The sequence below is a fragment of the Streptomyces sp. NBC_01190 genome (assembly GCF_045039895.1).
Taxonomy (GTDB): domain Bacteria; phylum Actinomycetota; class Actinomycetes; order Streptomycetales; family Streptomycetaceae; genus Actinacidiphila.
The window spans coordinates 8075482-8089585 of sequence record NZ_CP108580.1; the positions used below are offsets into that span (position 1 = coordinate 8075482).

General features: G+C 68.1%; 11 protein-coding genes and 4 pseudogenes. 6 read left to right on the plus strand and 9 right to left on the minus strand.

Translation table 11 applies throughout. The features are described from left to right. Window positions 1-29: 29 nt before the first annotated feature. Window positions 30-1688 carry an IS1182 family transposase gene (locus OG519_RS33890; RefSeq protein ID WP_405593187.1) on the minus strand — a complete coding sequence of 553 codons (1659 nt, stop codon included), beginning with the start codon at window positions 1686-1688 and terminating at the stop codon, window positions 30-32. A 258-nt stretch (window positions 1689-1946) separates the two neighbouring features. Here OG519_RS33890 and OG519_RS33895 point away from each other — a divergent pair, with 258 nt between their 5' ends. Then, entirely contained in the window at window positions 1947-2330 is a 384-nt protein-coding gene (locus OG519_RS33895; RefSeq protein ID WP_405592310.1) for a DUF6087 family protein, read from the plus strand. 160 nt (window positions 2331-2490) lie between these two features. On the opposite strand, the pseudogene OG519_RS33900 reads toward OG519_RS33895, so the two are convergent. From OG519_RS33900 to OG519_RS33925, 6 genes and pseudogenes are all read right to left on the minus strand, one after another. Continuing rightward, window positions 2491-3825: pseudogene (locus OG519_RS33900) on the minus strand (NF041680 family putative transposase); the annotation flags it as partial. 137 nt (window positions 3826-3962) lie between these two features. Further along, window positions 3963-4388, minus strand: coding sequence for a spore-associated protein A (locus OG519_RS33905; protein ID WP_405592312.1), 426 nt, complete (start codon window positions 4386-4388; stop codon window positions 3963-3965). 998 nt (window positions 4389-5386) lie between these two features. After that, window positions 5387-5722, minus strand: coding sequence for a hypothetical protein (locus tag OG519_RS33910; RefSeq protein ID WP_405592314.1), 336 nt, complete (start codon window positions 5720-5722; stop codon window positions 5387-5389). Continuing rightward, entirely contained in the window at window positions 5719-6969 is a 1251-nt protein-coding gene (locus OG519_RS33915) for an IS256 family transposase (protein ID WP_405592316.1), read from the minus strand. Before OG519_RS33915 ends, OG519_RS33910 begins: the two co-directional genes overlap by 4 nt. A gap of 163 nt (window positions 6970-7132) precedes the next feature. Continuing rightward, window positions 7133-7540, minus strand: a complete 408-nt coding sequence (locus OG519_RS33920) for a hypothetical protein (RefSeq protein WP_405592318.1) — start codon at window positions 7538-7540, stop codon at window positions 7133-7135. Between the two features lie 63 nt (window positions 7541-7603). Then, on the minus strand, window positions 7604-8068 hold the full coding sequence (locus tag OG519_RS33925) for a hypothetical protein (protein WP_405592320.1): 465 nt from the start codon (window positions 8066-8068) through the stop codon (window positions 7604-7606). A 237-nt stretch (window positions 8069-8305) separates the two neighbouring features. Here OG519_RS33925 and OG519_RS33930 point away from each other — a divergent pair, with 237 nt between their 5' ends. Continuing rightward, on the plus strand, window positions 8306-9262 hold the full coding sequence (locus OG519_RS33930; protein WP_405593189.1) for an XRE family transcriptional regulator: 957 nt from the start codon (window positions 8306-8308) through the stop codon (window positions 9260-9262). Window positions 9263-9529: 267 nt separating this feature from the next. Here OG519_RS33930 and OG519_RS33935 read toward each other — a convergent pair whose 3' ends face one another. Then, entirely contained in the window at window positions 9530-10027 is a 498-nt protein-coding gene (locus tag OG519_RS33935) for an HAD domain-containing protein (protein ID WP_327232586.1), read from the minus strand. Then, the gene (locus OG519_RS33940) at window positions 10024-11277 is read right to left on the minus strand and encodes an IS256 family transposase (protein ID WP_405592322.1); all 1254 of its coding nucleotides are present in this window, start codon (window positions 11275-11277) and stop codon (window positions 10024-10026) included. The genes OG519_RS33935 and OG519_RS33940 overlap by 4 nt, the downstream gene beginning before the upstream one ends. Window positions 11278-11395: 118 nt before the next feature. Between OG519_RS33940 and OG519_RS33945 the strand changes: the two are divergent. From OG519_RS33945 to OG519_RS33960, 4 genes and pseudogenes are all read left to right on the plus strand, one after another. Beyond that, window positions 11396-11731, plus strand: a pseudogene (locus tag OG519_RS33945) (Tn3 family transposase); the annotation flags it as partial. A gap of 65 nt (window positions 11732-11796) precedes the next feature. Next, window positions 11797-12105: a transposase gene (locus OG519_RS33950; protein WP_405589836.1), complete on the plus strand. Its 309-nt coding sequence runs from the start codon at window positions 11797-11799 to the stop codon at window positions 12103-12105. Between the two features lie 8 nt (window positions 12106-12113). Continuing rightward, window positions 12114-13013 (plus strand): annotated as a pseudogene (locus OG519_RS33955) (IS3 family transposase); the annotation flags it as partial. 42 nt (window positions 13014-13055) lie between these two features. Beyond that, window positions 13056-13945: pseudogene (locus OG519_RS33960) on the plus strand (helix-turn-helix domain-containing protein). Window positions 13946-14104 lie beyond the last annotated feature (159 nt).

The window sequence follows — 14104 nt, forward strand, 5'->3', positions numbered from 1 at the left end:
ACTCTGTCGGTGATCTTGGATGGTTGAGGTCAGGTGCCGAGGGTGCGCCAGGACTTTGAGCGGGGGATCCCCTGCTGGTCCAGGAAGGTCTGGAAGGCGGTCGGTGGTCTCGGTGAGGAGGTTGCCTCGGTTGCTGGCCGGCTGCTGAGGCGCTCGATGTTGACGGCGATGGCCGTGAGTACGTGTTGCAGGTGGGCTTTTGGCTGGCCTCGGTAGCGGCAGCGGCGCATGCCGTGTCCGTGCGCGAATTCGTTGACCGTGCCTTCCACTCCGGAGCGAGCCGCGTAGCGTGCCTTCCACTCGGGCGTCTGTTGCTCGGTTCGGACGCGGAGTTGCAGGTCGCGGAGCTCTCGTGGCGGGAAGCCGACGTTGCGGACGCTCTCTCGGGAGGCGGTGCACTGGGCGCGGGCCGGGCAGGGGCGGCACTGGCTCTTGGTGAACTTCGCCACGATCAGCGGGGCCGCGGTGGGTGAGGAGGTCGGGCAGGGGCCGTGCCAACTGCTGCTGACCTGGCCCTGGGGGCAGGTGACCTGTCGGCGGTCGTAGTCGATGTGGAAGTCGTCGCGGCCGAAGCCTTCGTTCCTGCGGTGCTGGCGGGTGGGGTTGCCCGGCAGTGGCCCGGTGACCGTGACCCGGTGCTCTCGGGCGGCCTGCTCCAGGTGGACCAGGGAGGTGTAGCCGCTGTCGACCAGGTGCTCGGCGGGCAGCAGGCCGCGACGCCGCAGGCGGGTGTGGATGCCGGGTAGGACCTGGCTGTCATGCGTGGTGGCCGCGGTGGTGGCCACGTCCGTGATCACGTTGGGGCTGTCGGCGGCACAGGTCTCGGTCAGGTGGGCGGAGAACCCCTTCCAGCTGATGATGTGTCCATGGCGTGCGTAGCGGGCTGAGGTGTCGTAGGGAGAGACGATCGCCCGGGACGAGGGCGGCAGCCCGGGCCCGTCGTCCTCGCCGGTGCGCCAGAGTAGGCGGCCTGCGGCGTCGCGATGGTAGTTCTGCACCATGATCTGGCGCAGAGCCTGCACCCGGGGACCGGACGTGCGGTCGGCCCCGTGCTGGTAGAGGTGTTCCAGGAGTCGGACGGCGTCGTCGCCGGTCGCGAGGATTCTGGTCTTGGGCTTGGTGGGGTTCTTGCCCAGGCGGACCGGACGGCCATAGCGGCGCCCCCATTCCTCATCGACCAGGCCGTCCAGGAGCTGCGGAGCAGTGCCGGCGACTTCTTCCAGCGCGGCGCGGACCGCCTCGGTAATCAGCTCCAGGCGGGTCAGGTCGCGCACTGCGGCCAGGACGTGGGTGGAGTCGGTCCGCTGCGTGATGCGCTCGCGCACCAGCCCCGCCTCCTTGAGCCGGACCAGTGCGAGATCGAGAAGGCGGTCAGCACGGTCGCCCTCGGTGAGACGGCCGCGGAAGTCGGCCAGCACGCTGTGGTGAAAGCCGGGATCGTCCAGCTCCAGGGCCATCGCGTACTTGAAGTCGATGCGGCAGCGGACCGCCTCGGCCGCCTGCCGGTCTGATAAGCCGAGCAGAAACTGCAGCACACAGACAGTGGCCAGCTGGGCGGGCGAGAGGCCCGGACGCCCGTCGCGCGGATACCAGTCGGTGAAGTCCTCGTCACACCACAACCTGTCCAGCCGGTCTCGCACCCACATCGCCGTCGTACCGCCCGGGTTGCTCGCCCGCGCGATCCGCACGGTCAAAGACGGGACCTGTTCACCGGAACGGGGACGGAGCGACAACGCACACCTCGGCAACTGCATCGGTCATCGGAACGACCCGAACATGCCCGTTGATCATGCGGCCGCACTGCGAAACTCCAAGATCACCGACAGAGTCAAGCTCAGAGGCTGTTTCCGAACCAGCCACTTCAACCTGGATGAAAAAAGCGCAGGTAGCGTCGCGAGGGCCGCTGCGGGTAGCTCTCTACTTGGTAGTTGCGTCATGCTGCTGGGATGGATGAGGAGTCTTTTGAGCACTGGGTGAGTAGGCGCGAGAGGGAACGCCGAGGAAAAAAGGGGCGAATGCGCTTGAGTGCGCTCAATTCTGGTCCTCGGCGGAGTTCGCACGTGTTCCCGCAAGCGCCACGTCTGATTTCTCGTTGGGATGGCTATTCCTGGGAGCCGGTGGCTGTGGCAAGCGACTGGGCAGCGGCTGCCGCTGTGCTGTACCCGCACGGCAGCGCGGACGAACCTATCGAGCGTGAGGAGCCTGGCGGTCTCTCACGCGCAGTGCAGGACAGCCAATTACGCAGGGTGGGAATGGCAGAGAGGAAGAAGGCGCGAGTGCGGGATCTGATCGACGAGGGGCAATACCGCCCCGACGCGTCCGGGGGATGAAGAGGTTTTTCTCTCTCCTGACGCGTAAATATGGCCTGGTCAGATGGGATGCGGGCAGGGCTGGGTGCCCGGCGGCCGTTGAGTGCCGCCGGGTGTGCGAGGTCTGCGGGCCTGCAGATAGGTGCTCTTGGTTCTCAGCTTGTTCTTTATCTACCAAGATCTTTCCGGGGCCGGCTCCTCGGGGTTTGGGAACACGGGTCGGGCAGGCGAGGTGTGCGCGGATGTTCCTGAACCCCCGGCGGACCCGGGCCGGGGTGAGCCGGTCGGAGGTGGTGGGTTTCTCCCAGGGCCGGCGGAGGTCCGCGGCGAGGGGCCGGGCGAGCCGGAGCTGGGTGTGAGCGACGATGAGGATCCAGGTCCAGCGGTCCGCGGCCTCGGGGATGCGGAGTTTCGGGGTGGTCCAGCCGAGGGTCTGCTTTGCGAAGCGGAAGGTGTGCTCCAGGCCGAAGCGGCGGAGGAATGCCTGCCAGAAGCGGTCCACGTCGGCCGGGGTGGCACCGGTCTTGGAGGACCATAACCACAGTGGTGGAGCGTCCCGTTCCTTCGACAGGTGCTCGACCTTCAGCCGGATCAACGTGCCTTCGATCAGCGGAAGTTCGCCGTCGTGGTCGAGCCATGAGGAGCGGTGTGTGAGCCGGGGGTGGACCCGGTCCCACGCCTGGGTCTCGGCCTTGCCGTAGTTCACGGTGTCGGTGACCGTGGTGATCGCGGGCTCGGGCCAGGTCTACGGCTTGGTGAACCGGAACTCCGGACCGTGCTTGGGCGGCCGGCCGCTGACGCCGGGCATCCGCGTCGGCTTCGGCAGGCGCATCACGCGGTCGGAGCGGACCCGGCCGACCAGCTCGACCGGCAGGTCGCGCAGGACCCAGGCCAGGCGGGTGACGTCGTAGCCGGCATCGCTGACGATCACAATGTCCGGATCCCCGGCCTGCCACTGGCCCGTGGCGATGAGCCGCTCGACCACACCCCGGAGCTGCGTGGCAGTGATCGCCGTCGCGTCGTCCGCCGGGCCGAGCCGGACCGCGTCCAGGATCGCGGTCCAGGACGTGGAACCCGGTTCCAGCACGGCCACGAAGGAGTAGGGCCAGCCAGGGATGAACTGGGAGGCCGTCTTCGCCCGGCCGTAGACGTGGCAGAACAGGCGCTCCGCTGAGCACGGCGCGTCCGAGCGGAGCCACGGCGACACGTCGACCGCCAGGACCAGCCGCCCTCCATCGAACCGCGGCAGCGACAGCCCGGCCAGCACCGTCCGCAGCCGATCGATGTCGATCCGGCCGTGGTTCAGGCCGCCGTACATCGCTCCGTGCCCGCGACGATGCTCGGGCAGCAGCGTCAGGTCTACCGGGGACTTCACCGCACCATCCGCACACAGCACCGCGTCCGCCAGTTCGAACAACTCGTCGCGCCGGGCGGTCAGACACTCGTAGAACTCGCCCCGGAAGCGTGACGCTTCCGCGAACGCTTCCCTCCGGACAGCATCAGGCAGCAGACTCACCCTCACGGCCTTCGTCGTGGTCACGTGCACCTTGGTCGGAGCACGGGATCAGACGAAGGCCGCCCCCACGTTCGGCGAACTCCCAGGTGAGCGGCTCAGTTCGAGACGCCGTTCGAGGCCAGAAGAAAAAGAACAGGCTAATCGCAGTGCAAGTGACCCTGGAGGACGGCGGAGGTACCGATCACACCGCCCCAGTCGATGCACGTGTGGGGCGCGTACACGTAGACCGGCCCGGCGTAGGTCTTGAAATTACCGTCATTTTCGTCGTGGCCCGACCCATCGGACCGCTGGATCCACGCGTCCATGAAGATCGGCGCACCCGAAGTGTTCCGGACGGTCGCCACGCAGTTGTAGCCGTTCGACGCGTTGAGCGTCAGGTAGACGTGACCGCCGGTAGGCGTCAGTGTGTCGATCACCGAGTACCCCGCCCCGCAGGCGTTGTTGTAGGCGGCCGGCATGACCACTTTCGCGGGTGCCCCTGCCGCCGAAGCCGGGGCCGTTCCGGCGAACACCATGCCGACCGCGGCGACGGCTGCAGCGGCAAACGTGATGGACTTGCTCACGAAAATCTCCCCGGGATTCAACCGAATGGTGCGGACAGGACCAGCTTCGCAGCGGAGGATAAACTTCCCCTCCATGGAGGATGAACCTCCGCTGGGCCCCAGCCCCGCTTTGCACGCCGGGCCTTCGTCATGCCCATAGAGGCGGCGCTCCCTGAGCACCCCGGGCTTCAGCGTCGCGACACCCCACCACCACGGAGGCCCTCATGCCCACCCGCGCCAACGAGCAGGGCGGCATCTGATGTGAGGGTTGCTTCTCGCCGTCGACGGCATGGCCGTGCGGTGCTGGACGTCTACCCCTAGGACGCCCGCCAGTGGGCGCGCGACGCCGCGTCGGCGGCGTCCGCCGCCGACAACGCCGACCGCTACAACCACTGCCGAGCTCCAGGCGGCCGACGTCGCCGCCGCGCTGCGGTGCTCGGTCAGCTGGGCGGTGGAGTTCTCGACTCACATCAGCGTCAGACACCGGCCCGTCACCCGGCTCCGCAGCGTCCTACCCACCTTCGACGTGGTGCGGGAGCTCACGAGGCAGTTGCTTCTACCGACGCCAGGTGATGACTTTCTCGCGCACCAGCAGCGGCTTGTCGTCTGGTCCTTTGACGTGCTCGTTGATCCAGATGGGGCGGTGGGCTTGTAGGCGTGGGTGCCATTGACGTCGCCAGTGTCCCCGGACAACCCAGCGGTGAGACTATTCGACCTCCTGGGTCTCCTCGTTGTTCCCGCCCTTTTCTGTCTTGCGTCGCAGGGTGACGATTGCCACGGGAGCAGCGGGCATCTGTCCTGCCCGTTGGAGTCGCCTCCGTTGAGGACGGCCCGCTTCCAACTCGCCAACGGCTGCCAGCGGCTGCTGCATCAGTGTCCACATGGCGCGCGCGTATCGGCACAGGACAGCAGACTCAGGGCGCATGGCGCCGATTTCTACTGACTGAGCTATCTGGAGAGGACGACCTGTGGGCATGAACATGCCGTGAGCAATAGTCAATACCTGTGGATGGGCTTGGTCATGGCGGCGGGTTGATCCCCTGGATCGCCTGCCAGCCGGAGCGCGGAGTGGCTGAGGTCAGGAGTTCGACTCCTGTGCCCCGGAGGGTCACCAGCGCGGTGTGGACGGGGTCGAGTTCGTCGACGGAACGTCCGAAGTGGGCCAGGATCTGCGTCAGCTCCAGGTCGATGGCTCCTGCCGAGCCGCGGATGCGGTCGAAGCGGGCGCCGCGACGAGCCGGCCCCAGGATGCAGCGCACGGTGGCGGTGGCCTCGTCCGGGTTCACGACGGTGACCTGGTCGATCTGCAGTTCCACCTCGGCCACGTGGCTGCCGGGAATGAGGGGCTCGGTCATGCCGCCGCCTCGCTGCGCTCGACCAGGACGCCGTTCTCGAAGCTGCCGCCGGCACGGACCACGGCGACCAGGTGGGCGCCGGTGATCGCGCGCCAGCGGTCCTGGGCGGACTCGACCAACTTGAACACCATCGCCAGCGCGGCGGCGGGGCTGCCGGCACCGCGGGTGGCCTTGGTCCTGAGCTTGACGGTGGAGAACGTGGACTCGATCGGGTTCGTGGTGCGCAGGTGGATCCAGTGCTCGGCCGGGAAGTCGTAGAACGCCAGCAGTTCCTCCCGGTCGTCGGTGATCTTCGCGACGGCCTTGGGCCACTTGGTGCCGTAGGTCTTCTCGAACTCCTTGATCGCCTTCTCGGCGTGCGTGCGGTCCTCGGCGTTGTAGATCTCCTGCATTGCCTTCGTCGCGCCCGGCTGCGCGGACTTCGGCAGGGCATTGGTGACATTGCGGGCTTTGTGAACCCAGCAGCGCTGATGGCGGGCCGTGGGGAAGACCTCGGCCAGGGCCTTCCACAGGCCCATCGCGCCGTCGCCGACGACCAGTTCCGGATCGCGCATGCCGCGACGGCGGCAGTCCCGCAGCAAGTCGGCCCACGACTCAGTCGACTCGCGCAGCCCCTCCGCAAGCGCGATCAGCTCCTTCGTGCCGTCGACGCGCACCCCGAGCAGGACCAGGACGCACGAGTGCGCCTGACCGAGGCGCACCTTGGGGTGGACCCCGTCGGCCCACACGTAGACGAAGTCGCGGTCGGACAGGTCACGGGCCTGGAAGGCGGTGTGGTCCTCGCCCCACTGCTTCGTCAGCCGGGTGACGGTGGCCGGCGAGAGTCCGGCGGCCGAGCCGAGGAACTGCTCCAGTGCGGGCACGAAGTCCCCGGACGACAGTCCGTGCAGGTAAAGCAGCGGCAGCACCTCGCTGACCTTGGGCGACTTGCGGCACCACGGCGGAAGGATCTTGGAGGAGAACCGCTTGCGCTCTCCCGTGGACTCGTCGACGCGGCGGTCGTTCACCCGGGGCGCGGAGACCTCGATGGCCCCGGCCGCAGTGGCCACGGTCCGGGGCCGGTGGCGGCCGTTGCGGACCACCAGGCGACATCCTTGCTCGTCGGTCTCGGCCGCCAACTCGGCTATGTACTGGTTGACTTCCGCCTCCAGGGCGGCGGCCAGTATCCGGCGGGCGCCCTCGCGCACGATCTCGTCGATCAAGGAGCCGGACTGGGTGGAGCCGTCATCGGTGACTACGCTGAGCACTGGGCGTGCCTTCCCGACCCGCGCTGCAACGCGGGCCTACTCGGAGACCTTAAGGATCATTCGGGAAGGTACGCCCTCCGCGTACCCTCCCGAACCGATCCACAGGTTCTGAGCATTGCTCCGGCGCACGCGGGGATGACGGACCCTGCCATGGATCGAGGACTCAGAAGCCGGCGGTCTCGCACGACTTGTCGTGGACGTCATAGGCGCCCCCATTGACGTAGTAGGTGCCGGACACCACCGTGCACCACGTCTGATTGCCGCTCCAGTTCTGTGCGACCGCGGTATCGGATATGTCGGGGGCGGCGTAGGCCGCCGATGTCGTCCCCTTTGTGGCCCCATTCGCGGTGATCTTCACGACGATCTCAGCGTCGGCCCACGGGTCGCAATAGATGTGGCCGGTGGCGTACACGCTCGGGCTTCGGTACCACGGTACGTCGGCGACCGCGTAGCAAGAGGTTGCCGCGGAGGCCCGGCTGCCGATGGGTTCGGCCTGAGCTGTGGGCGGTATCGCCACAATGGCAGTGACAGCCGATATGCCGGCGACGGCCGATGCGACTCTTGTGATCATCTGTCTTCTCCTGTGTCGGGGGTTGCTGACGCGCGACTATCAAGGGCTCGACCGCGAGGTTTCTCAGTTGAAGGGATAGGGAACGTCCCACCCGCCGCATTCGACCTCGATGCCGTTGTCCACACGGCATTCCTTGACCTCGAAGGGCTGATAGCTGTCCAGGTTCCCCCTGGGCTCCTGCCAGGTCTTGGAGGTCGAGTTCTGGTATCCGGAGGCGGTGATCACACCCGCGCCGCTCACCTCTCCCCACGCGTACCGCCACCGGAAGTACGCACGGCCGCTGGCATGGTCGGGCTGGCTGTCGGTGACCGTCATGGTCACGGCGTAGCTCTCGGTGCTCGGGGTCAAGGTCGCGGTACCGTGCGCCCACGAGCCGACGACGTCAGCCTGGGTTCCGGTGGCGTTCCAACTCGTTGTGGTGGCGGCGCTGGCCGGTCCTGCCGTGGCGACGATGGCGGTGAGGGACAGAACACTGCCTGCCAGCGCCAGTGCGAGAGAGCGTGGCCGTTCGGGCGGTGATGGGAGCACTGGAGATCCTTTCGGAGCGTGGGAATGCGCCGTGTCCGGGCGAGCCGCTGCGGTGCGGCGTGGCGCCGTTGACAGGACCGAGCTTGTCGGCGCGGCGCGGCCCGGCGCTACGGCAGCCCGCTGTCCCGGACAGGCGCGGGTTGTCCGGGCTGGTCAGGGCCTTGTCCGGATCGAGACCCGGACAGCGGGAAATAACCGAACCCGCCCTTCCCCCTGAGCCGTGGCCACGGCACGATGATGTTCGTGGGGGACTTGGGAGAGCTGTCGCCGTACGAGGCCCGAGACGCTGCCGGCTTTGTCGAGCTGATGCAGCAGCTCAAGGAGCTCTCGGGGCTGACGTATCGGGAACTGGAGGAGCGGGCCGCCCGAAGCGGTGACGTGTTGGCGCGCAGCACGCTGGCCGACATCCTGCGGCGGACAACGCCGCCGCGGCCCGACGTGCTGGCGGCGTTCGTCCGCGCCTGCGGAGACGGCCCCCGGGTCGGCAGCTGGCTGGACGCCAGGGACCGGATCGTCGCGGACATCAGCGCTGTGTCCGCCGAGGCGCCCGGCTCCGAGGCCGGGGCTGAGGTATCGCCGGCCGGAGAGTCCGCGGGGGCGCGGCCGCGGCGTACCAGGGGCCGGACGGTTGTGCTCGCATGCGGTCTCGTCACCCCGTTGTTCGCCTTGGCCGTCTGGGGGTTGGTCCGCGACGATTCGGATGACGCGGGCGCACCGGCTGCTGCGGCCACCGCAGCCTGGGCGCCTGCTGATGGCTGGGTCACCATCCGCCCTGCCCACACGCCCGACCTCTGCCTGACCGATGGCCGCGACCGCGCCGGCGCCTACACCAGCGCGGTCGCTGTCCAGCTCCCCTGCGCCCGGGCCACCGTGCCGCGCACTTATCTCGAACCGGTCGGCGAGGGCCTGTATCGCATCCAATGGCACCATCCGGTAGAGGGGAAGGGATGCCTGACGGTACTGAGCACCGGCCCGGTCAAGGGCATGCTCGAACCCCGGAACAACTGCGCCCAAGGCACGTTGTTCCGTGTGGAGACCTCTGCCGCTGACAGTGCCGGTGGTTTCCTGCTTCGTCCGGCCGGCAGCGACACGTGCATCGGCATCGCCGGCGATGACACCGTCGTGGGAGCCGAGGCGATCGAAGAGCGATGCACCGGCGCGGCCGATCAGCGGTTCCTCATCGGGGCGGGCTGACCGTCTTCCGCGTGGAGAGCTGCGACGGCCGGGCCGACCAGGGAACGGGGCCGGCACCGTTCCGGGTAGCGCTGCCCCGCGGGTGGTCGTGTCAGTGGAACGCTGAGTGCCTGACGCTGTCGGGGATCTTGGTTTCCAAGGTCCCCGATCACGGTGAGGATGCCCGGCGAACGATCCATTTCCGCTGTTCAAGGACCCGGTGAACACGCTGGTGGCCCGATGTAAAACGAGTAATAGTCAAATCCTGTGGATCTTCGCGGGTGAACCTCAAGCCAGCCGCAGCCATTGATCAAGGATCCCGAAGTCCTGGTCGGTGAGGCCGCGGGACGACGCGACGTGATGGAGGAGGGCCGGCGCGGGGTGGTGGGTGGATACCCAGTCGCGATCGGCGTCGGTGATCTCGTCGTCGACCCAGGCGAATGGCCGTTTGTCCGCCCACTCCACGAGGGTTCGGGTTTTCCAGTGGAGTCCGAACCATTGGTCTTCGCGTTCGTGGGAGGCGCAGGGTTCCGGCCAGTTCACGACCGGCAGGTGCGGCAGGCCGAGCCGTGGTGCCAGCTCGGTGTTCGCCTCCTCTTCCCAGGTTGTGGCCCAGACCAGGTCGCACGGCAGCGCCGTGAGCCGCGGCCCGACCTGCGGATCGAGCCGCGCCAGGTGTGAGTCCGATGCGGTGCCCGATGGCTCGCGCTGTGGGCCGTCGCCGAACGGCAGGAGCGGCCCGTCGACGTCCAGGAAGAGCAGTGGACGGTTCCCGCGCGCGGTCACGCTGCGCTCACCTCGGGACGTTCGACGAGGTGGCCGTTCTTGAACGTGGCGCCGTTGCGGACAAGGGCTACGAGGTGAGGTGCGGTGATCGCGCGCCAGCGGGCCTGGGCGGACTCGGCGAGCTTGAACACCATCGCCAGGGCTGCGGCCGGGCTGCCGGCGCCACGGGTGACCCGGGTCCTCAACTTGACGGTGCTGAAGGTGGATTCGATTGGATTTGTCGTTCTGAGGTGCACCCAATGTTCGGCAGGGAAGCCGTAGAACGCCAGGAGTTCATCGGTCTCGTCGATGACCTTCTTCACCGCCTTCGGCCACTTCGCACCGTAGGTCCGCTCGAACTCCTTGACGGCCTTCTCGGCGTGGTCGCGGCCCTCGGCGTTGTAGACCTCCTGCAGGGCCTTCTTGGCGCCGGGCTGTGCGGACTTCGGCAGCGCGTTCATGACATTGCGAACCTTGTGAACCCAGCACCTCTGGTGTCTGGCCTGCGGGAACACCTCCGCGAGAGCGCGCCACAGACCCATCGCACCGTCACCGACGACGAGCTCGGGGTCCCGCATGCCGCGCCGCCGGCAGTCACGCAGCAGGTCGGCCCAGGACTCGGTGGACTCGCGCAGGCCCTCGGCGAGCGCGATGAGTTCCTTGCGGCCGTCCGTGCGCACGCCCATGAGGACCAGGACGCAGGAGCGGGCCTGGCCGAGGCGGACCTTGGGATGCACACCGTCCGCCCACACGTAGACGTAATCGGACTCCGACAGGTCGCGGGCCTGGAAGGCGGCGTGATCGTCCTGCCACTGCTTCGTCAGACGCGTCACGGTGGCCGGGGAGAGCCCGGCCGAGCTGCCGAGGAACTGCTCCATCGCTGGCACGAAGTCACCGGAGGACAGTCCGTGCAGGTAGAGCAGGGGCAGCACCTCGCTGATCTTCGGCGACTTCCGGCACCAGGGAGCCAGGATCTGCGACGAGAACCGCTTGCGCTCGCCCGTCTCGGTGTCGACGCGCTTGTCGTTCACGCGCGGTGCCTTGACCGGGACCGGCCCGGCGGCCGTGGTCACTGTGCGCTCGGTGTGGTGGCCGTTGTGGACCACCAGCCGGCGCCCCTTCTCGTCGCGCTGGTCGGTCAACTCCGCTATGCATTGGTTGACTTCGGCCTCCAGGGCCGCGGCGAGCATCCTCCTGGCGCCCTCGCGGACGATGCCGTCCATGAGGGAGCCGCCCTCGGTAGTTCCGTCGTTGTTGACTACGCTGAGCACGGGCGTACCTTCCCAACCCGCGCGCCAACGCGGGCCTACTCGATGACCAGAAGTCGATCACTCGGGAAGGTACGCCCTCCGCGTTCCGCGAGGCACCCTTCTCAAGGTCGATCCACAGGTCTTGAGCATTGCTCTGGACCTGGCGCGGGTGGAGCGGCACTGGGAGGACATCCTGCGGATCATCGCCTCTATCCACACCGGTGCCGTCCGCGCCTACGACGTCATCCGCATGCTGTCGCGCGAGGGGCGGCCCACCCCGCTGGGCGACGCGATCGCGCACTACGGGCGCATCGCCAAGACCCTCCACATCCTGCGGCTGGCCGACGAACCCGGCTACCTGCGGCAGATCAAGGCCCAGGCCAACCTCCAGGAGGGCCGCCACGCGCTCGCCCGCAAGATCTTCCACGGCCGGTCCGGGCAGCTCTACCAGAACTACCACGAGGGCATGGATGAAGTTCCCCCACTGAGGTGGACAGCCTGATACTGGGACGGTTGGTCCCGGAGGAAGCAGTCCAGAGCGTGAGTGGCAAGAGCAACATGAGCAAGCGGTACACGGCTGAGTTCAAGCGGGATGCGGTCGCTCTCGTGCGGTCCTCGCCGCATCGGAACGTCACCGAGATCGCCCGGGAGCTGGGCGTGAGCCCCGAGGGGCTGCGGGGCTGGGTCAAGCAGGACAGCACTGACCGTGGCCAGGGGCCGGCGGGTGCGCTGACCAGCGCGGAGAAGGACGAGCTCGCCCGGTTGCGGCGGCAGAACCGCGAGCAGCAGCAGACCATCGAGATCTTGAAAAAAGCCGCGGCCTTCTTCGCCACGGAGTCGATGAAGTAGGTGAAGCCTGCCGTTTCGTCGACGCGGAGAAGGCCGCCGAGGCCAACCCCGGCGGTTACAGCGTCGCGCTGCTGTGCCGAGTCATGGGCATCAACCGCTCCACCTACTACGCGTGGCTGGCCGCCCGGCCTGCCGCACGGATCCGGCAGGAGGCGGAGGAGGAGCTCGCCGGGGAGATCCGCGGGATCCACGCCGGCTCGCGGGGCGCCTATGGTGTCCCGCGAGTGCACGCCGCGCTGAAGCGGGTCGGCCGTGCGGTGAACCGCAAGAAGGTCGAGCGGATCATGCGCGAGCGCGGCATCCGCGGCATCACCCGCCGCAAGCGCCGCCACCTGACGGTTCAGGACGGCGGGGCCGCCCCTGCCCCGGACCTGGTCGGCCGGGACTTCACCGCCGCCCGGACCGGAACGAAACTCGTCGGGGACATCACATACCTGCCGACGATCGAGGGCTGGTGGTACCTGGCCACCGTCATCGACCTGGCCACCCGCGAAGTCATCGGCTACGCGATGGCCGACCACCACCGCGCCGAACTCGTCGTCGACGCCCTGCGGATGGCTGCCGGCCGCGGCGATCTCCAGCCCGGCTGCATCATGCACACCGACCGCGGCAGCGAGTACACGAGCAGCGAATTCCGCCGTGCAATAAGGGAATTGGACCTCCAGCAGAGCATGGGCAGAACCGGCATATGCTACGATAATGCCGCAGCTGAGAGCTTCTTCGGCCTGCTAAAAGCGGAGATCGGCACCACCGTCTGGGACAGCCGCCGGGCAGCCCGGGCCGACGTCTTCCGCTTCATCGAAGTCGAATACAACCGCACCAGACTCCGGAAACACCCCGAGTTCGGCTACCTCACCCCACTCGAAACCCGAGCCAAACTGCGACACGACTTCACCCCCGCAGCGTAAACACACGCTGTCCACGATCAGGGGGGAACTTCAGTGGTAAACGTGACCCCGGTACGTGACACCAGCGAGGTGGGCGCCTTCCTCAAGGCACGCAGGGCCGAACTGGCACCCCGCGCGGTCGGCCTGCCCGAGACCGGCCAGCGGCGGAAGGTGGCGGGGCTGCGCCGCGAAGAGGTTGCGCAGCTGGCGGCCATCAGCGTGGACTACTACACCCGCCTTGAGCAGGGCCGCACGCCCGCGTCCGCCTCCGTCCTCGCCACCGTCGCCGCCGCGCTGCGGCTCGATGAGGACCAGCAGGCGTATCTGTACGAGATCGCAGGCAAAACGGACGCGCGACCGCGGCGCCGACACACCCGGCAGAGCCCGCGCCCGGCGATGCGGCGCCTCCTTGACCAGCTAAGCGGCACTCTCCGGCCCTCGTGCTCGGCCGGTACATGGACGTGCTCGCCTGGAACCGAGCAGCCTCCGCGCTGTACACGGACTTCGGTGCGATCCCGGCACGGCAGCGCAACTACGTCAGGCTCGTGTTCACCGACCCCGTGATCCGCGCCCTGCACGTCCACTGGGAGCACGACGCCCGCGACGCCGTCGCCGCTCTGCGCATGGAAGCCGCCTCGGAACCGGACCGTCCCGAACTGGCCCGGCTGGTCGGCGAGCTGGCTGTCCTGGACCCCGAATTCCGCACGTGGTGGGCCGAACGCCGGGTCAACAGCGCGACCTACGGCACCAAGCACTACCGCCACCGAATCGTCGGGAACCTCACCCTGGACTGCGACACCTGGACCAGTCCCGACAACAGCGGGCAGCGGCTCATGGTGCTCACCGCCGAACCCGGAACCCCCTCGGACGAAGCACTGCGCCTCCTCGCCTCCTGGACGGCTCCCGACCACACACACCCCACCCCTGCGACAGCCCCCGAGCCGACGGCATGAGGACACCGCGCACCACGCAGCGGATATGAAACGCTCCCAAGCTCCCCGGCCGGCTGCCCGCCTGGTCAGTCCAGCCGATACGGGGCGGCGGTGCTTCGCCGTGGCTCAGGTTCGTCTCCTTGGTCTCGGCCAGTGGGGTGGTCCTGGACGTCGGGGTCG